General features: G+C 72.3%; 16 protein-coding genes. 7 read left to right on the top strand and 9 right to left on the bottom strand.

Going from position 1 to position 17,467, the window contains the following annotated elements:
• Positions 1–9: 9 nt before the first annotated feature.
• Complete coding sequence (locus tag C8250_RS13340) at positions 10–345, top strand: hypothetical protein (protein WP_138355032.1); 336 nt, start codon at positions 10–12, stop codon at positions 343–345.
• A 42-nt stretch (positions 346–387) separates the two neighbouring features.
• Positions 388–831 (top strand): hypothetical protein, encoded by a 444-nt coding sequence (locus C8250_RS13345; RefSeq protein ID WP_138355033.1) that lies wholly within the window; start codon positions 388–390, stop codon positions 829–831.
• A 16-nt stretch (positions 832–847) separates the two neighbouring features.
• Here C8250_RS13345 and C8250_RS44835 read toward each other — a convergent pair whose 3' ends face one another.
• From C8250_RS44835 to C8250_RS13360, 3 genes are all read right to left on the bottom strand, one after another.
• On the bottom strand, positions 848–1,477 hold the full coding sequence (locus tag C8250_RS44835; RefSeq protein WP_346268744.1) for a hypothetical protein: 630 nt from the start codon (positions 1,475–1,477) through the stop codon (positions 848–850).
• Positions 1,478–2,157: 680 nt separating this feature from the next.
• Positions 2,158–3,372 carry a hypothetical protein gene (locus C8250_RS13355; RefSeq protein WP_138359547.1) on the bottom strand — a complete coding sequence of 405 codons (1,215 nt, stop codon included), beginning with the start codon at positions 3,370–3,372 and terminating at the stop codon, positions 2,158–2,160.
• 65 nt (positions 3,373–3,437) lie between these two features.
• Entirely contained in the window at positions 3,438–4,370 is a 933-nt protein-coding gene (locus C8250_RS13360; RefSeq protein WP_138359545.1) for a 5-dehydro-4-deoxyglucarate dehydratase, read from the bottom strand.
• 186 nt (positions 4,371–4,556) lie between these two features.
• On the opposite strand from C8250_RS13360, the gene C8250_RS13365 reads away from it, so the two are divergent.
• Both C8250_RS13365 and C8250_RS13370 read left to right on the top strand, forming a co-directional pair.
• Entirely contained in the window at positions 4,557–5,366 is an 810-nt protein-coding gene (locus tag C8250_RS13365; RefSeq protein WP_138359543.1) for an NAD(P)-dependent oxidoreductase, read from the top strand.
• Between the two features lie 97 nt (positions 5,367–5,463).
• On the top strand, positions 5,464–6,723 hold the full coding sequence (locus tag C8250_RS13370; RefSeq protein WP_187145278.1) for a TerD family protein: 1,260 nt from the start codon (positions 5,464–5,466) through the stop codon (positions 6,721–6,723).
• Positions 6,724–6,784: 61 nt separating this feature from the next.
• Here C8250_RS13370 and C8250_RS13375 read toward each other — a convergent pair whose 3' ends face one another.
• Positions 6,785–8,245 (bottom strand): alkaline phosphatase PhoX, encoded by a 1,461-nt coding sequence (locus tag C8250_RS13375; RefSeq protein ID WP_138356362.1) that lies wholly within the window; start codon positions 8,243–8,245, stop codon positions 6,785–6,787.
• A 354-nt stretch (positions 8,246–8,599) separates the two neighbouring features.
• Complete coding sequence (locus C8250_RS13380; protein ID WP_138356361.1) at positions 8,600–10,096, bottom strand: hypothetical protein; 1,497 nt, start codon at positions 10,094–10,096, stop codon at positions 8,600–8,602.
• A 253-nt stretch (positions 10,097–10,349) separates the two neighbouring features.
• Here C8250_RS13380 and C8250_RS13385 point away from each other — a divergent pair, with 253 nt between their 5' ends.
• Together C8250_RS13385 and C8250_RS13390 are read left to right on the top strand one after the other, a co-directional pair.
• Positions 10,350–12,182: an endonuclease/exonuclease/phosphatase family protein gene (locus tag C8250_RS13385; protein ID WP_306664945.1), complete on the top strand. Its 1,833-nt coding sequence runs from the start codon at positions 10,350–10,352 to the stop codon at positions 12,180–12,182.
• A gap of 164 nt (positions 12,183–12,346) precedes the next feature.
• Entirely contained in the window at positions 12,347–12,961 is a 615-nt protein-coding gene (locus C8250_RS13390) for a pyridoxamine 5'-phosphate oxidase family protein (RefSeq protein ID WP_138356360.1), read from the top strand.
• A 71-nt stretch (positions 12,962–13,032) separates the two neighbouring features.
• Here C8250_RS13390 and dapD read toward each other — a convergent pair whose 3' ends face one another.
• Positions 13,033–14,031, bottom strand: coding sequence for a 2,3,4,5-tetrahydropyridine-2,6-dicarboxylate N-succinyltransferase (gene dapD, locus C8250_RS13395; RefSeq protein WP_138356359.1), 999 nt, complete (start codon positions 14,029–14,031; stop codon positions 13,033–13,035).
• A 106-nt stretch (positions 14,032–14,137) separates the two neighbouring features.
• Positions 14,138–15,442, bottom strand: a complete 1,305-nt coding sequence (locus C8250_RS13400; protein WP_138356358.1) for an MFS transporter — start codon at positions 15,440–15,442, stop codon at positions 14,138–14,140.
• Positions 15,443–15,548: 106 nt separating this feature from the next.
• On the opposite strand from C8250_RS13400, the gene C8250_RS13405 reads away from it, so the two are divergent.
• Positions 15,549–16,439 (top strand): winged helix-turn-helix transcriptional regulator, encoded by an 891-nt coding sequence (locus C8250_RS13405; RefSeq protein ID WP_138356357.1) that lies wholly within the window; start codon positions 15,549–15,551, stop codon positions 16,437–16,439.
• A gap of 19 nt (positions 16,440–16,458) precedes the next feature.
• Here C8250_RS13405 and C8250_RS13410 read toward each other — a convergent pair whose 3' ends face one another.
• Positions 16,459–17,091 (bottom strand): TetR family transcriptional regulator, encoded by a 633-nt coding sequence (locus tag C8250_RS13410; RefSeq protein ID WP_138356356.1) that lies wholly within the window; start codon positions 17,089–17,091, stop codon positions 16,459–16,461.
• Positions 17,091–17,411, bottom strand: coding sequence for a multidrug efflux SMR transporter (locus C8250_RS13415; protein WP_138356355.1), 321 nt, complete (start codon positions 17,409–17,411; stop codon positions 17,091–17,093). The genes C8250_RS13410 and C8250_RS13415 overlap by 1 nt, the downstream gene beginning before the upstream one ends.
• Positions 17,412–17,467: the final 56 nt, after the last annotated feature.

Raw genomic sequence — 17,467 nt, forward strand, 5'->3', positions numbered from 1 at the left:
CCGAGGACGATGTTCTCCGCAGAGCAGTACGCGAACGAGCTGGACTATCTCGTCCGATACGCCCACGACGACTGGGTGGGCTTCTCCGTCATCAGTGGGACGGTCGGCGGCCTGCTCGGCCGGGGGGCGACGATGGACCGGCAGCAGGAGCTGGCCCTCCGCATCGTCGGTGACCTGCTGAGCGCGGGTGCGCGAGCGGGGGATCTCACAGCGTCCGACGAGACCCCGTTCGCCGCGTGGGAGGGGAACCCGGCCGAGGTACTGGCCAGGATCGCCGCGGAGGTCCGGGCCATGCCCGGACTTCCCGACTCGGGCGACATCTGCTGGTTCACCGTCATCGACTGAGGTCGGACCCGCGTGGACTCGCCCCAGCCTTCCGTCGCGTCGGTGCGATTCGCGTTCTCCGTCGACGATCTGCCGCCGCCCTCCGGGTTCGACCTCGGGCACATGGCGGTGACGGGGAACCTGGGTTCGTACTCATCGCGCGGCCGTACGCCGGACCAGGCGATGATGATCCACGTTTCCGTCTCCCTGCTTCTCGACGGTCTGCGCTCGCTCGTCGAAGCCGGCCGCGGCGGCCATGCGTTCGGCGCGGCCGACTCGTCCTTCTCGTTGAAGTTCTCCCTGACGAAGGACGGGACGATCACCACCCGGGCCCCCGGGACGCCGGTCGACCGGTCCGACGTACGGGCCGTCGTCACCGCGGTGTGGGCGGCGGCGAAGGAGTTCGCCGACGTTCAGCTGCCCCTCCTGCCGGCGGACGACGCCGGCCGGCAGGATCTCGAGATGTCACTGGCCGGCTTCGCGCCGCTGGTCGCGCGTCCCGGATGACCGGGGCGGGAGCGGGTCAGACGCGGGTGACCTCGCCGCAGTCCTTCTTCGCGTCGTCGAGGGGCCTGCTGCGGTCGTACGGGTCGATCTGGGACGCGGAGGGGCCCGGGGTGGCGGAGGCGTTCTTGTCCGGGCCGATGCTCGGGTGCAGGAAGCCGTCGTAGATGTCGCAGGCCGTGTTGCCGATGTCCTGCCGGTACCCGGACACCCAGAGCCTGCCCGCGGTCACCTGCTCGATCCGGGGGTCGGCGACGTCGAAGTCCAGCACCCGCCGCACGATGGTGCGGGAGACGGCCGTCGAGCCGCCGGCGGCGGTCACCGGATAGACGAAGGTGACGTCGGCGTGCACGGTGACCGAGCCGGAGCTGCCCTCCTTGAAGGTGATCAGGCCGCGCGTCTTGATCACGCTGCCGACCGTCTTCACCTCCGCCGGGTTGAACCGGCTGGCCACCAGCAGCGGGTCGTGCTCCTTGTCGGGCTTGCGGAAGGAGGCGTCCCAGCGCGAGGTGATCTCCGTCTGCAGGGGGTCGACCAGGCCCATCGCGAGCTGCGGGCGCTCCCCGCGCAGCGTCGCCGGGTTGAGGTTCGTGTCGACCAGGAACTCCTTGGTCCTGCTCAGCGCGGACTCCACCTGCTTGCGTGTCATCCGGCCGACCGGCCGGGCCGTGGGCAGCACGATTCCGGCGGCACCGTCCGCGTACTGGGCGGCCGGCGAGCCGCGGAAGGGCTCGGCGAGCGTCGGGGTGTCCGCCAGGGGGGTCGACGGACGGGGCGGCGGTGGGCGGCGCCGTCTCCGGGGGGAGGGTGGTCTGGTTAGGCGGTGGTAGGCCGGAGCCGTCCGAGCGGTGGCCCGTGGAATCGGTGGAGTCCGCGGCGTTGCCGAAGTCACCGTGCAGCCAGGCCACCGCGGTGGCCGGGTTGAGCACCGCCAGGAGGACCCCGACGGTCAGCAGCACACCCAGCGCTCCGCGCAGCCGCCGCCGGGTCGCCCGGCCTTCTCTGTCCTGCCAGGCGGGGCCGGTGCGCCAGCCGGCGGGCTCGCCCGGCTTCGCCTTCGGTGCGCGCCCCCACCGCTTGTTCTTCTTCTGCTGCTGCTCGGCCAGCTCGGCCTCGCGCCGGAGCCGTTCGGTGACCATCCGGGCGCGTGCCGACGGCTCCTTCGGAGCCTGCGCCCGGATGTCCTGTTCGCTGTCCTGGACGAATTTCTCCCAGACGTCGTCCGGTATGGCGGACTCGTCCCCGGAAGCGGGTGGTTCAGTGGTCACGCTAGGCCCCCCACAGGCTGTTTCAGCACGTGAGGGCAGTTCTACAGGCCGGCCGCGAACCCTACAAGTCGGTTCTGGAGCGCAGGGCGCCGAGGGCCGAGCGGACCGCTTCGAGGTCCGCGTCGGATGCCAGGCCCGCGTGGTAGAGCCGTACCTCGGTGGCGCCGAGGCCCGCCGCGTGGGCCACGTCGGCGGCCAGCGTGCGCGGGCTGCCGCCCATGCCGGCCACGACGGGGAAATTGGCGGCGAGGACGGTGTCCGGGCGCCGGTGGCGCGCGAACGGGCTCAGCACGGCGGCCCGTTCGGCCGCGCCGCCGGCGCAGGGCAGGACCAGGCCGTCGGCGTGCGAGAGCACGTCCTCCGCGTCGACGCCGACGTTCGCGCCCGTCCGGTGCGGGCCGGGGTCGGCGTGCAGCAGGATCTGGAAGCCGGAGCCGGCCCCGGCGCGTACCGCGGACACCATCTCCCGCTGGAAGTGGCGGGCCACCATGGCGCGCCAGCACAGCGTCGCACCGGCCAGGTCCACGCCGAGCAGCTTCTCGACCTCGGCCCACTCGGCCGCGCGGTCGGCGGGCCCCGGCTCCCGCTCGCCGGACCACACCGGCACCAGCGCGGTCCGCACGGCGCTCTGCAGGGTGTCGGGGTCCTGCCCGAGCCCCGCGTAGCCGTCCCGGCAGGTACGGCAGAAGCACAGCGACATCAGGTACTGGGCGGCCCCGCCCAGCGGCACTCCGCCGATCTTGTCGTGCGCGTGCAGATGGCCGACGCCGTACCAGCCGCAGGACTCCAGTTCGGTCCCGTCGGTCCCCGGCCGGACCGCCGCCTCCACCGCGAGATCGACGGCGTAGGCCCGTACTTCCGGCTGGGCGATGCACGGCGCCCACGGGTAGCGGTCGCCGTAGGCGTTGCGCACCGAGGTGCGCGGGAACTCCTCGCCCAGCCGGGAGTTGTGCGCGAGCACGACCCACGAGTGGACGGACAGCCCGGCGGCCGACAGCGCGGCCGCCGCCTCCCCGTAGGCGTCCGTCGCCGGCACCCACGCCTGCGGGTACGGGCGCAGCGAGCGCCCGCTCCAGCGCTTGGGGTCCGGCGGGTAGAGCACCGCCGCGTGCCGGGCCGTGACGATGCGCTGCCGCGGATGGCGGGGGGTCAGGGCACGGGTGGAGTGGTAGGCGGAGGCGAGCGTGACCTGCTGGACGCCGAGGTCGGCGATCCGGCGCGGGGCGTCCGGGTCACCGACGACGTCCCACGGGTAGACGAAGGCGGAGGCTCTCAACTTGGCTCCTCAAGCAGCGGGTCGGCACACGCGTGCCCGATGCTGCCGCACCGGGCGCCCGTTCGTCAGCTGTCGCTCAGCAGCGCCATTCCGCGCTCGATCAGTTCGGCAAGCTCCTTGACATGCGCGGGCGACGGTTCGACCAGTGGCGACCGCACCTCGCCGACGTCCAGACCGCGCAACCGGACGCCCGCCTTGACCAGCGATACCGCATAGCCGCGGCCCTGGTTGCGCAGTGAGACCAGCGGCCGGTAGAAGCCGTCGATGAGCCGGTTGACGGTCTTGTCGTCGCCGGAGTTCAGCGCCTTGTGGAAGGCGAGGGCGATCTCGGGCGCGAAGCAGAAGACGGCCGACGAGTACAGCAGCACGCCGATGCCGCGGTAGGCGAGGCCGGTGAGTTCGGCGGTGGGCAGGCCGTTGAAGTAGAGGAAGTCGCGCTCGGGCAGCTCGGTGCGCACGGCGCTGACGATCCGCTGCATCAGGTCGAGGTCGCCGAGCCCGTCCTTGAGGCCGATGATGTTGGGGATCCTGGCCAGTTCGACGACGGTCTCGGATTCGAAGACGGCGTTGTCGCGCTGGTAGACGATGATGTCGAGCCCGGTGCCGGCGGCGAGGCCCGAGTAGTGCCGCAGCAGACCGGCCTGGTCGGGGACGACGAGGTAGGGCGGCATGGCGAGCAGTCCGTCCGCGCCCGCGTCCTCCGCCAGCCGCGCGAACTGCACGGCGAGGGCGGTCCCGTATCCGGCGCCCGCGACCACCGGCACCCGGCCGGCCGACACCTCGACGGCCGCGGCGACACAGGCCCGGAACTCCTCGGGGGTCAGCGCGTGGAACTCGCCGGTGCCGCAGCACGCGAAGACCGCGGCCGCGCCCGCCTCGATGCCTTCGCGCACGTGCGCGCGGAACATGTCGAGATCCAGCTCGCCGTCCGGGCCGTAGGCGGTGACGGGGAAGAACAGCAGGCCGTCGAGGCGCTCGGCAAGTGAGGCTGAGGTCATCGGATCCCCTTGAAGTTCTGTGCGCTCTTCTGGCTGTGCGCTCTTCTGATTCACGTCCATATTCGTGAACGCTGCCACGCTAAGCGAGTTCAGCCGCGCCGGTCAAGCGAACGGGCATGCCTTGACGGTGCCAGAGGCGCTCTTTAGCCTGTCCATAGATATGAATGATGTCCACGGAGGAGAACGATGCCTGCTCCCCGCACCATCCTGCTCACCGGCGCCGCGGGCGGCGTGGGCACCCTGATGCGCGAACTGCTGCCCGCGTACGGCTACGAGCTCCGCCTGCTGGACGTCCGGCCCGTCGAAGGGGCACCGGACGCCGTCACGGCCGATCTCACGGACGCCGGCGCGCTGCGCGAGGCGGTCCGGGGCGTCGACGCGATCATCCACCTCGCGGGCATCTCGCTGGAAGCACCCTTCGAAAAGATCCTGCGGTCCAACATCGAAGGGACTTACCACCTCTACGAGGCGGCGCGCGAGGAAGGCGTACGGCGCGTCGTGTTCGCCTCCAGCAACCACGCGGTCGGCTTCACCCCGCGCCCCACCGGAGACGACCCGCTGATCCCCATCGGCACCCCGCACCGCCCGGACACCTTCTACGGGCTGTCCAAGTGCTTCGGCGAGGACCTCGCCTCCCTCTACTGGGACCTGCACGGCCTGGAGACCGTCTCGCTGCGGATCGGCTCGTGCTTCCCGGCGCCGACCTCCGTGCGGATGCTCTCGGTCTGGATGAGCCCGGCCGACTGCGCCCGGCTGCTGCACGCCGCGCTCACCGCCGAGGACGTCCGGCACACCGTCGCCTACGGCAGCTCGGCGAACACCCGCCTCTGGTGGGATCTGACGACGGCCCGCGCACTCGGTTACGAGCCGCAGGACGATTCCGAGCCCTACGCCGCCGCCCTCGTCGCCGAGCAGGGCGAGCTCGACCCGGCCAACCCCGACCACGCCCACCTGGGCGGGCCCTTCTGCACCGATCCGCCCATCTGGCCGTACTGACGGCGGAAGCGGACCGTGCGCCCGGCGCGTTCTCCACGGATGACGCAAGGTAATGGAACCGCAAAGCCGGGTCGATCGTTACCCCGGCATGACCGCAATGACACCCGGCTCGAATGTCCCGCTCTCCGTACCGCGCGTAGCGGTGGACGTCACCGCACCCGTGCGGCTCGACGTATCGGGCCTGCTGCTCACCGCCGACGGCAAGGTGCGCTCGGACGACGACTTCGTCTTCTACAACCAGCCGAACGGCCCGGGCGTGACCCACCGGTCGGGCCGCGGCACCGGACCCGACTCGATCACCGTGGACACCGGCGCCGTGCCCGACGGCATCGAGAAGATCGTCGTGACGGCGAGCCTGGACGCGGCGGGTGCCACCTTCGCCGGCACCGAACCGACGGCCACCGTCCGGGACGCCGACAGCGGCAGCGTCATCGCGACGTTCACCCCGCCCCGGCTGGGCTCGGAGACCGCGCTCGTGGTCGCCGAGGTCTACCGGCGCGGTGGCGCGTGGAAGGTGCGCGCGGTCGGCCAGGGGTACTCCAACGGGCTGTCCGGGATCGCCACCGACTTCGGGGTGAGCGTGGAGGAGCCCGCGACCGCCGCCCCGGCCGCCCCGCAGGCAGCCGCCCCGCAGGCACCCCCCGGCTCCCCAGGCACCCGCGGCCCCGCAGGCCCCCCAGGCCCCCAGGCCCCGCCCGCCGCCCCGCAGGGCTTCGGCCCGCCGCCCGTCATGCCGAGCTCGCCCCCGCCGCAGCCGCCGGCCGCGCCCGCCGCTCCGGCGAAGATCAACCTGGACAAGGGCCGGGTCAGCCTCACGAAGAACCAGTCCGTCTCGCTGGTCAAGGGCGGCAAGCCGCTGATGTCCTCGGTGCGGCTGGGCCTCGGCTGGGAGCCGGCCTTCGGCGGCCGGGCCATCGACCTGGACGCCTCGGTCATCGCGTACGGCCCGACCCGCAACCACATCGAGACCTGCTACTTCGGCCGGCTCAGCATCATCAACGGCGCCATCCAGCACTCCGGCGACAACCTCACCGGCGCGGGCGCGGGGGACGACGAGACGATCACCGTCCACCTCGGCGGCCTGCCGCCCGAGGTCACCGGCCTCGTCTTCACCGTCAACTCCTACTCCGGGCAGAAGTTCAACAAGGTCGCCAAGGCGTACTGCCGGCTCCTGGACGGCGCCACCGGCGAGGAGCTGGTGCGCTTCGACCTGACGAACGGCGAGGCCCGCACCGGGGTCCTGATGTGCAAGATGGTCAAGCAGTTCTCCGGCGAGTGGGAGATGACCGCCCTGGGCGACTTCATCGACTCCCGCAGCGCCAAGGGCATGGTGAAGCCGGCCGCTGCGGCGCTGTAGCGCCACGGCGGCCGGCTGGTCACCTGATCAGCAGCGTCGGCCGGTCAGCAGGTGCGGCCGGTCAGCAGTGCTTCTGCCGACGCCAGGGGCCGGTGATCGCGAGCATGATCCCCGGCTCCTGGATGTTGGCGAACAGCGTGTGTCCGTCGGGCGAGAAGGTCACCCCGGTGAACTCGCTGTACGCCGGCTCCAGGTCGGTGCCGATGTTCAGCTCGTTGCGGGCGATCGGGTAGGTCCGGCCGTCGTCCAGGGCGCCGAAGAGGTGCTGGATGCCTTCGCCGTCCTCGGCGATGACGAGGCCGCCGTAGGGCGAGACGGTGATGTTGTCCGGGCCGTCGAACGGGCCGTCGGCGCCCGGGTCGGGGTTGACGCCGAGCAGCACCTTGAGGGTCAGTGTGCGGCGCTTCGGGTCGTAGAACCAGACCGCGCCGTCGTGCGGCACGGGGCTCTCGTCACGGGCGAAGGACGAGACGATGTAGGTGCCGCCGTCGCCCCACCACATGCCCTCCAGCTTGCGGGCCCGGGTGACCTCACCGGCCGCGAACTGCTTGCGCACCGAGACGGTCTTCGCGTCGCGGTCCGGGACGTCGACCCAGTCCACGCCGTAGACCGTGCCGGTCTTCGTCGCCCGCGACAGGTCGTCGACGAACTTGCCACCGGAGTCGAAGCACTTGAACGCCTGCAGCACGCCGGCGGTGTCGCCGAGCGTGTCCAGGTGGCCGCGGCCGTGGTGGAAGCCGGCCGGCGGCGTCCAGCGGTAGAGCAGCCCGTTCGGGCCGGAGGCGTCCTCGGTGAGGTACAGGTGGCCGCGCTTGGGGTCGACGACGACCGCCTCGTGCGCGTACCGGCCCAGCGCCTTGATCGGCTTCGGGTCGAGGTTGGCCTTGCGGTGGTACGGGTCGACCTCGAAGACGTAGCCGTGGTCCTTGGTCATGCCGTTGGAGCCGGCCTTGTCCTCGGTCTCCTCGCAGGTCAGCCAGGTGCCCCAGGGAGTCGCGCCACCCGCGCAGTTGGTGGAGGTACCGGCGATGCCGACCCACTCGGCCACGTGGTCGCCGTGCTTGGCGACCTCGACGACGGTGCAGCCGCCGGCCGCCGCCGGGTCGTAGACCAGGCCCTCGATGAGCGGCACCGGGTGCGGCCAGTCGGCCCGCTTGCCGCGCAGCTCATGGTTGTTGACGAGCAGCGTCGCACCGCGCACGCCCTCGAAGGTGGCCGTGCCGTCGTGGTTCGACGGGGTGGACTCACCGGTCTCCAGCGTGGTGACGCCGGTGCGGGTGATGACCCGGTACGAAAAGCCCGCCGGCAGCCCGAGCAGGCCCTGCGGGTCCTCGACGATCGGGCCGTAGCCGAGCTCGGGCGCGTGGTGCCCGGCGGCCGCCGCCTTGGCGGCGGTCGTGGCCGGGGTGTCCGCGGCGAGCGCGCCCGGGGCGGTGGCGAGTACGTCGACGGCACCGGCCAGGGCTACACCGGCACCGGTGATCGCCGTGCGCTGAACGAAGTCTCTTCGGGTGAGCGGCACTCTGGGCTCCTTCTGTCGCGGGCTGCGGCGGTTACGCTCCTGCCCCGACAAGAACGCCGTGTGAACTGCGTCCGGCCACAGGCGGGCGACGTACGGATGAGCTCGACAACGTGACCGGACCGGCTTCCTCCGGCCCGGCGGACACCAGGCGCGACGGCGCCCCACCCCCGGTATAGCGGCGCCCGCCCCTCAGGACAACGGCGCCTCGCCGCGCGGTGGCCCAGCGGTCCGCCCCTCGGCGCAACGGCGCCTCGCCGCGCGGAACCGCGGCGCTCCGCCCCTCGGTACAACGGCGCTGCTCGGTCCAACGGGCGCCGCACCACCTGGTGCGGCGCCCGTGCGGCATCTGCCGTCTCAGCCACTCGCCTTGGAGCGGGCCTTGAACGCGGCCTTGCGGGCGGTCTTGGCGACCGCCTTGTCGGGGTGCAGCCGTCCCATCGCCTCCAGGACGTCCGACGTGGCCGGGTGGTCGACGCGCCACACCGCGTCGAAGAAGCCGTCGTGCTGGGCGACGAGGCCGGTCACGAGTTCGGCGAGCAGCTCGGGGCCGTGGTCCGAGTCGAGCTGCGCGGCCAGGGTGTCGACGGTCAGCCAGAACACCATCGCCTCGTCCGGCGCCGGCACGTCCTGCGCTCCGCGCTCGGTGAGCCACACCCGGGCCAGCCCGCCGAGCCGGCGGTCGTCGAGCACCTCGCGCAGCGCGGGTTCGGCGTCCGGGCCGAGCAGGCCGAGGGTCTGCTGGCACATCAGCCGGCGGCCGGGCGCGCCCAGGTCGTCGCCGGTGGACGCGATGAGCAGCTCGCGCGCCGCTTCGTCGGGCTTGCGGCCGTCGAGCCACAGTTCGGCCTCGGCGCGGGCCGCCTGGTCCGGGTAGTCGGTCATCGCGTCCAGGAGCACGGCCGCGGTCCGGTCGGCGAGGTCGCCGGTGGCGGGGGCGTGGGCGCCCGCGTCGAGCAGCCGGGCGCGGACGCCGAACACCCCGAGCGGGGTGAGCCGGACCAGGCCGTAGCGGGAGATCTCCTCCGGGTCGAGTTCGGCCGGCAGGGCCTCGTCGCCCGCGCTCCCGTCCTCGTCGGTCTCCTCGATGAGCGCGTCGTCGACCGGCCGGTACTCGATCAGGCCGGTGGGGGCGAGCAGCCGGAAGTGGTCGTCCAGCCGCATCATGACCTCGGTGACCTCCTCGAGGACGGCGTCCGTCGGCTCGTCCATGTCCTCGGGGACGACGAGCGAGGCCGCCAGGACGGGCAGCGGCACGGACTCGTACCCGGCCTCCTCCATCGCGCTGTACGCGTACAGGTTGGCGAGCGCCGTGTCGAGGAACTCGGCCTCCTCCTCCGGGTCCCAGTCCAGCGCGTCGAGGTCCAGGACCCCGTCGTCGTCCTGGTCGCCGCCGATGGCGGCGCGCAGCCCCTCGAAGTCCGGAGAGGCGGCCTCGGCGAGGGCGGCCTCCGCGGTGGCGAGCCAGACCTCCAGGACGTCCTGCGGCTCACCGGCGGTCAGTTGCGAGAGCGCCTCGCCGGGCAGTGCGGTGCCCGCGGGGTCGCCGGGCTCCGTGGCCTCGCCTGCGGCCTCGTCGATCTCCAGCTCGACCATGCCGGTGTCGAGGGCGATGCCCCAGGCCTGCGAGGTCTCGGCCAGGCCGTCCTGGTCGGCGGTGAGGCCGAGTTCGGCCGCCGCGCGCAGCCGGTCGTCCTCCGTCAGCTCGCCCATGACGTCGACCCGGGTGTCGGGACCGGCCCAGCGGGCCAGCCGGACCGCACGCTCGAGCAGCGGTACGGCGAGCGCGAGCCGAGCCAGCTCGTCCTCGGGAAGCAGCCGCACCGGCGGCAGGGCGAGGCGGTCAGCGGCCATGGCGGGGTTCTCCTCAACAGCGGTGGGGGGTGACAGCGCCGCGCCGGTGGGGCAGCGCGAACCCAGCCTAGACGCGTCGGCACGCGGCACGTCCGGTTCACCTTCCGGTCAAGGTTCGTTCCCTTTTCGTCCGTTGTCCGGCTCTTGACAACACACATGCCGTACAAGGAAATTGACGCGCGTAGAACTTGTACCGGAGACCGTTGATCGCACATCAGTGACGCGCTCGCCCGTATCCCTCACGGAGGCCACGTTGACCACCCCTCGCTCCATCGGCGCCATAGCCACCGCCGCGCTCGCGGCCGGACTGCTGGCCATGCCGCAGTCCGCGACCGCGAACACGACCGCCGCCGACGGCGTGCGCATTCACGACCTCCAGGGCGCCACCCGGCTGTCCCCGCTGTCCGGCCAGGCCGTGACCGCGGTGCCCGGCATCGTCACCGGTGTCCGCGCCTACGGCTCCTCCAAGGGCTTCTGGATGCAGGACCCGACACCGGACGCGGACCCGGCGACCAGCGAAGGCGTCTTCGTCTTCACCAGCTCCAACCCCACGGTGGCGGTCGGTGACTCGGTGACGGTCTCCGGCACGGTCAGCGAGTACTACCCGGGCGGCAAGACCATCGGCGACCAGTCCGTCACCGAGATCACCAAGCCGGTGGTGACCGTCGTCTCCTCCGGCAACGCGCTGCCCGCCCCGGTGGTGCTGAACAGCGCCGCCGTCCCCGCCGCGTACGCCCCGACCGGCGACGCGGCGGCCGCCAACAGCATCGAGGCGCTGCCGCTGCGGCCCGCGACGTACGCACTGGACCTGTACGAATCCCTGGAAGGGATGAACGTCCAGGTCGCCGACACCCGCGTGGTCGGCGCCACCGACCCGTACTCCGAGCTGTGGGTGACGGTCAGACCCAAGGAGAACCCGACCCCGCGCGGCGGCACCGTCTACGGCGCCTACGCGAACCAGAACTCCGGCCGGCTGCAGATCCAGTCCCTGATCCCGACCGCCCAGCAGCCCTTCCCGACCGCGAACGTCGGCGATGTGCTCACCGGCACCACCGAGGGCCCGCTGGACTTCAACCAGTTCGGCGGCTACACCCTCACCGCGCGCACCATCGGCACGGTCACCTCCGGCGGTCTGCAGCCGGAGACGACGCGCAAGCAGAAGAAGGACGAGCTGGCGGTCGCGACGTACAACGTCGAGAACCTGGACCCGTCCGACCCGCAGACCAAGTTCGACCGGCTCGCCGTCGGCGTCGTCACGCACCTCGCCTCACCCGACATCGTCGCCCTGGAGGAGATCCAGGACAACAACGGCGCCGTCAACGACGGTACGGTCGCCGCCGACCAAACGGTGAACAAGTTCATCGACGCGATCGTCGCCGCCGGCGGCCCGCGCTACCAGTGGCGCTCCATCGACCCGACGAACGGGACCGACGGCGGCGAGCCCGGCGGCAACATCCGCCAGGCGTTCCTCTACAACCCGGCGCGGGTCTCCTTCACCGACCGCCCCGGTGGCAACGCCACCACCCCCGTCTGGGTCTCCAGCATCCACGGCAAGGCCGCGCTCAGCGTCTCCCCCGGCCGGATCGCCCCCGGCGACAGCGCCTGGGCCGACAGCCGCAAGCCGCTCGCCGGTGAGTTCACCTTCCGCGGCAAGCCCGTCATCGTCATCGCCAACCACTTCGCCTCCAAGGGCGGCGACAGCCCGCTGACCAGCCGCACCCAGCCGGTGGTGCGCAGCTCCGAGACGAAGCGCCTGCAGCAGTCCGTCCAGGTCAACACCTTCGTACGGCAGATCCAGGCGGTCCAGAAGGACGCCCGGGTCGTCGTCCTCGGCGACATCAACGACTACGAGTTCTCCGCCGCCGGCCTGCGCCTCACCGAGGGCCGCGCGCTCAAGGACCTCGTCCTGACGCTGCGTCCCAGCGAGCGCTACTCGTACGTCTTCCAGGGCAACTCGCAGGTGCTGGACCACATCCTCGTCAGCCCCTCCCTCGGCTCGCCCGACTACGACGTCGTCCACATCAACTCCGAGTTCGCCGACCAGGCGAGCGACCACGACCCGCAGGTCGTCCGCGTCCGCCCGTAACGGCATGCGCCGGTAGCGGTATGAGCTCCGTTGCGGCATGAGGTCCGTAGCAGCGTGAGGTCCGGGGCGCCCGCCGGTTTCGGCGGGCGCCCCGCGCCCTCCTCGTCGAGGAGGGCTCCGGTAGCGTGTGGGTTCCTCGGTGGAACTCACAGGGGGCGTTGGAGATGCGGGAGATCACGTCGGCGGCGGAACTGCGGGAGCTGCTCGGGGAGCCGTCGCGGCGGGACGCGACGAAGGAGCGGCCGAGTCTGCACGAGCACGACAAGGCGTGGCTGGCCGCCTCGCCCTTCTGCCTGGTCGCCACCTCGGACGCGGACGGCAACTGCGATGTCTCCCCCAAGGGCGACCCCGCCGGGTTCACGCTGGTCCTCGACGACACCACGATCGCCCTCCCGGAGCGGTCGGGGAACCGCAGGGCCGACGGCTTCCACAACATCCTGGCCAACCCGCACGTCGGCCTGGTCTATCTGATCCCGGGACGCGGCGACACGCTCCGCATCAACGGCCGCGCCCGGCTGGTCCGTGACGCCGCGTTCTTCGACGACATGATCGTGAAGGGCCACCGCCCGCAGTTCGCGCTCGTCGTCGACATCGAGGAGGTCTTCCACCACTGCTCGAAGTCGCTGCTGCGCTCCGCGCTCTGGAAGCACGAGGCCTGGAACCCGGACGCGGCGCCGTCCCGGGCCCGGATCGCGAAGAGCCTGGAACGCAAGGACGAGGAGCTGGCGGACCTGGAGGCCTACTACGGCCCCCGCTACGCCGACAACATCTACCGCTGATACCGCATGCGGAACGGCCGGCCCCCGGTGGTGAAGGGGCCGGCCGTCGCGCTGTCCGCTGTTCCGGTGCGTCAGTTGTGGCTGTGCAGCAGCTCGTTGAGGCCGCCCCACGAGCCGGTGCGCTGCAGGACCTCGACCGTGCCGGTGGTGGAGTTGCGGCGGAAGAGGATGTTGTCGGCTCCGGAGAGCTCCAGGGCCTTGACGATCCGGCCGTCCGGGAGCGTCACGCGGGTGCCGGCGGTGACGTACAGGCCGGCCTCGACGATGCAGTCGTCACCGAGCGCGATGCCGATGCCGGACTCGGCGCCGAGCAGGCAGCGCTCGCCGATGGAGACGACCTCCTTGCCGCCGCCGGAGAGGGTGCCCATGATCGACGCGCCGCCGCCGATGTCGGAACCGTTGCCGATGACGACGCCCTGCGAGATCCGGCCCTCGACCATGGAGGTGCCGAGCGTTCCGGCGTTGAAGTTGCAGAAGCCCTCGTGCATGACGGTGGTGCCCGCGGCGAGGTGGGCGCCGAGGCGGACACGGTCGGCGTCGGCGATACGGACGCCGGCGGGGGTGACGTAGTCCGTCATACGCGGGAACTTGTCGACGCCGTAGACGGAGAGGTGCAGGCCCTCACCGCGGGCGGCGAGGCGCGCGGCCTCGATCCCGGCGATCGGTACCGGGCCGATGGAGGTCCAGGCGACATTGGCGAGCAGCCCGAACAGGCCTTCCAGGTTCTGCCCGTTGGGGCGCACCAGACGGTGGCTGAGCAGGTGCAGGCGCAGGTAGGCGTCGTGCGCGTCGAGCGGCTTGTCGTCGGTCGAGGCGATGACGGTACGTACGGCGACGACCTCCACCCCGCGGCGCGGGTCCGGCCCGAGCGCCTTCGGCGCGGCGGCGCCCAGCAGCTCGGCGGCGCGCTCGGCGGTCAGCCGCTCGGTGCCGGCCGGACCGGGGTCGGCGACGAGCTCGGGGGCGGGGTACCAGGTGTCCAGGACCGTGCCGTCATCGGCGATGGTGGCAAGGCCGGCGGCAACGGCGCCGGTGGAGCGGTTAACGGTCGAAGCGGTCGTGTCAGTCATGCCTCGCACGCTAGCCGCTGGTCACGCCCGATGCCCAACCGGCCCGGCATGCGGAACCGGGTTTCCGCCGGAGGCGTCGTGGCCGAGGGTGCCGGGAGGAAGGCGGTCAGGTCTGGATCTCGCTCGGGACCGGCGACGGGGACGGTGACGAGGACGGTGACGAGGACGGCGAAGGGGACGGCGACGACACGAGTGCCTTGTCCATGGACCGCCGCTCCCGCGCCCCCGCCGTCAGCACCGCCGCCCCGGCCAGCGCGGCGAGCGCGCCGCACACCGGCCAGAGCAGCCCCGGCGCCGCCGAGTACAGCGCGCCGCCGAGCGGCGGGCCCAGGACGGCGCCGCTGATCGAGGCGCCGGCGTACAGGCTCTGGAAGCGGCCCTGGAGGTGCGCGGGCGAGCTGTCGGCGACATAGGCCGAGGCGGGGGTCTTGTAGAGGATCTCGCCGCCGGTGACCAGCAGCATCATGAGCACGGCGGTCGCGATGTACGCGCCGGCGGCGAGGCCGCCGAAGCCGGCTCCGACGAGGACCAGCCCGGCGCCGATGATCTTCAGGGGCGCGCGCTTGCGCAGCCCGACGGCGGCCGGCAGTTCCAGGCAGAGGATCAGACCGCCGTTGAGGGCGAGCAGCCAGCCGTAGACGCCGGTGCCGATGCCGTGGTCGGCGAGGAAGACCGGCAGGGTCGAGTACTGCTGCCGGTAGACGGTGTCGACGACGACGATCGCGGCGAGCAGGACGAGGACGGCGGGACGGGCGCGCAGCGCCGTCCACAGCCCGGGGGCGTCCGCCGGCACGGAGGCCCGGTGGCGGCGTGCGACGTGCGCCGGCAGGACGCGGGCCGCGTAGCCGGCGAAGGCCAGGGTGCCGAGGCCGTCGGCCACGAAGAGCCAGCCGTACGAGAAGTGCGCGGCGAGCAGCGCGCCGAGCGGCGGACCCACGGTGAAGCCGGCGTTGGCCGCGAAACGGTGGACGGCGAAGCCCTGCCGCCGCGCCCCCTCGGGTACGGAGACCGCGACGAGCGCGGCGTTCGCGGCGCGGACGGTGCCGCTCGCGTACTGGCACAGCGGCAGCACCAGGATCAGGGCGGGCGTCGGCAGGACGGGCAGCGCGACGAGTCCGAGGCCGGAGACGAACGCTCCGGCGAGCATGGTGCGGCGGTGGCCGTAGTGGTCCCCGAACCAGCCGCCGGTGAAGTTGCCTGCGACCAGACCGATACCGCCCGCGCCCGCGATGAGCCCGGCCTGCGGCACGCCGAGCCCGCGCTGACCGGTCAGGTACACGAAGAGGTACACGAAGGTGAAGCTGACGAGCATGTTGACGAACGTCCCCGCGGCCAGCAGCCACACGACCTTCGGTACGTCCCGTATCGCGCCGCCCCGTATCCCGCCGCCGCCCCGCGCCCCGCTCGCCATGCCGTCTCCCCACCCGAATGAGTTCCTTATGGGAACTGACCATGGCAGGATGGGACGCCACGGTCAACGGCGTATCCGGAACGGACCGGAGGACAGGGGGTGTCGCATGGCCCGGCGAACCGACCTCGGGGACGCGAACTGTGCCATCGCCCAGGCTCTGGACGTGGTCGGCGACTGGTGGACGCTGCTGATCGTCCGGGACTGCGCCCGCGGCGTGCACCGCTTCGACGAGCTGCAGCGCGAACTCGGCATGTCCCGCAAGGTGCTCGCCGAACGGCTGAAACTGCTGGTCGACGCCGGGGTGCTGGCCCGCGAGCCCTATCAGGAACGGCCGGTCCGCCACGAGTACCGGCTGACGCCGCGCGGCCGGGCGCTGCTGCCCGTGCTGGTCGCCCTCCAGGACTGGGGCGACGCCTGGATCCTCGGGGACGGAGAGCCCCCCGTCACCACCGCCACCGCGGCCGAGGGCTCCCGCGAGGCCGGACGCGTCCACGACCTGATCGGCACCCGGGTGCCGCGACTGACCCTTCCCGGGGCGGACGGCATGGCCCACGACCCGGTCGCGGACGCCGCGTTCACCGTCCTGTACTGCTTTCCCGGCGCGTACGCCCGCCCCGAGTCCTACCCTCCGGGGTGGGCCGGCATCCCGGGCGCGACGGGCTGCACCCTCGAATCGTGCACCTACCGCGACCGCCTCGCCGATTTCACCGCGGCGGGGGCCGCGGTGCACGGCGTCAGCGGCCAGCGCCCGGACGAGCAGCGCGCCTTCGCCGCCAAGGAGCGCCTGCGCTTCCCGCTCCTCTCGGACGCGGACCTCACCCTCACCGCCGCCCTCCGCCTCCCCACCTTCCGCGCCGGCGGCACCACCCGCCTCAAACGCCTCACCCTGGTCATCGACGCCGACCGCGTCATCCGCGAGGTGATCTACCCGATCACCGACATCACCCAGAGCATCGACACCGCCCTGACCACCGTCCGCACCCACAGCCGGCCCTGACACCGCACCGACCGGAGCGTCAGCCGAGCAGGCGGCCGAACATTTCGCGGGCGTAGGCGCGGTCGTAGGTGCCTCCGGTCAGGAGGACCTGGAGGCAGATGCCGTCGATGAGGGCGATCAGGGCGCGGGCGGTGGCCGGGTCGGTGTGGGTGGCGAGGAGGGTGGTGGCCTGGTCGACCCATTCCGCCGCGATGGGGCGGACCGCCTCGCGGCGCAGGGCCGCGAGGTAGAGGTCGTAGTCCAGCTCGATCAGGGTCCGGTCGCCCGAGAGCCACACCTCCAGCAGCCGGGACAGCTCGTCCGCGACAGCGGCCGGCGTGGCCGGTTCGACCCGGGATTCCAGCCCGTCCCCCGGCCCGGCTACCGGCCCTGGGCCCGGCTCTGAGCCCGGCCCGGCCCCCGGCCCGGAACTCGGATCCGCGAAGAGCGGGCTGTCCTTGATGGACTGGGCGAAGCCCTCGTTGGCCTGGCGGAGGGCGGCGACGAGCAGGTCGTCGAGGGTCGCGAAGTGGTACGTGGTCGAGCCGAGGGGGACGTCCGCCTCGGCGGCGACCGAGCGGTGGCTGAGCCCGGCGATGCCGCGTTCGCCGACCACCCGGATCGCGGCGTCGATGATGCGGCGGCGCCGGTCGGGGTCGTAGCGGCGGGCCATCAGTGCGACCCGCCGAGGTTGAGCACGATGACGCCCGCGATCACCAGCAGCACCCCGAGGACCTTCGCGGCGTTCGCCGCCTCCCCCAGGAAGACCATCCCGATCGCCGCGATCATCGCGGTGCCGACGCCCGCCCAGATCGCGTACGCGGTCCCGACCTCGACCGTCTTCAACGTCTGCGCGAGCAGCGCGAAGGCGATGACGTAGCCGGTGACCGTGATCGCCGACGGCCACAGCCTGCTGAAGCCGTCGCTGTACTTCATCGCGGTGGTTCCGAGTATCTCGGCGATGATGGCGCCGCCCAGCATGATGTACCCCATGTGTACCAGCGTACGCAACGATGCGTACGCCCGTACACATGAGTCGGAACCGGCGG

This window comes from Streptomyces sp. So13.3 (genome assembly GCF_005860785.2).
Taxonomy (GTDB): domain Bacteria; phylum Actinomycetota; class Actinomycetes; order Streptomycetales; family Streptomycetaceae; genus Actinacidiphila; species Actinacidiphila fildesensis.

What these genes read in the sequence shown, in the direction of transcription:
- C8250_RS13340 (WP_138355032.1), top strand. Translation starts at nt 10, where the DNA reads ATGTTCTCCGCAGAGCAGTACGCGAACGAGCTGGACTATCTCGTCCGA.
- C8250_RS44835 (WP_346268744.1), bottom strand. Translation starts at nt 1,477, where the DNA reads ATGACACGCAAGCAGGTGGAGTCCGCGCTGAGCAGGACCAAGGAGTTC.
- C8250_RS13360 (WP_138359545.1), bottom strand. Translation starts at nt 4,370, where the DNA reads ATGACCTCAGCCTCACTTGCCGAGCGCCTCGACGGCCTGCTGTTCTTC.
- C8250_RS13365 (WP_138359543.1), top strand. Translation starts at nt 4,557, where the DNA reads ATGCCTGCTCCCCGCACCATCCTGCTCACCGGCGCCGCGGGCGGCGTG.
- C8250_RS13370 (WP_187145278.1), top strand. Translation starts at nt 5,464, where the DNA reads ATGACACCCGGCTCGAATGTCCCGCTCTCCGTACCGCGCGTAGCGGTG.
- C8250_RS13380 (WP_138356361.1), bottom strand. Translation starts at nt 10,096, where the DNA reads ATGGCCGCTGACCGCCTCGCCCTGCCGCCGGTGCGGCTGCTTCCCGAG.
- C8250_RS13390 (WP_138356360.1), top strand. Translation starts at nt 12,347, where the DNA reads ATGCGGGAGATCACGTCGGCGGCGGAACTGCGGGAGCTGCTCGGGGAG.
- dapD (WP_138356359.1), bottom strand. Translation starts at nt 14,031, where the DNA reads ATGACTGACACGACCGCTTCGACCGTTAACCGCTCCACCGGCGCCGTT.
- C8250_RS13400 (WP_138356358.1), bottom strand. Translation starts at nt 15,442, where the DNA reads ATGGCGAGCGGGGCGCGGGGCGGCGGCGGGATACGGGGCGGCGCGATA.
- C8250_RS13405 (WP_138356357.1), top strand. Translation starts at nt 15,549, where the DNA reads ATGGCCCGGCGAACCGACCTCGGGGACGCGAACTGTGCCATCGCCCAG.
- C8250_RS13410 (WP_138356356.1), bottom strand. Translation starts at nt 17,091, where the DNA reads ATGGCCCGCCGCTACGACCCCGACCGGCGCCGCCGCATCATCGACGCC.
- C8250_RS13415 (WP_138356355.1), bottom strand. Translation starts at nt 17,411, where the DNA reads ATGGGGTACATCATGCTGGGCGGCGCCATCATCGCCGAGATACTCGGA.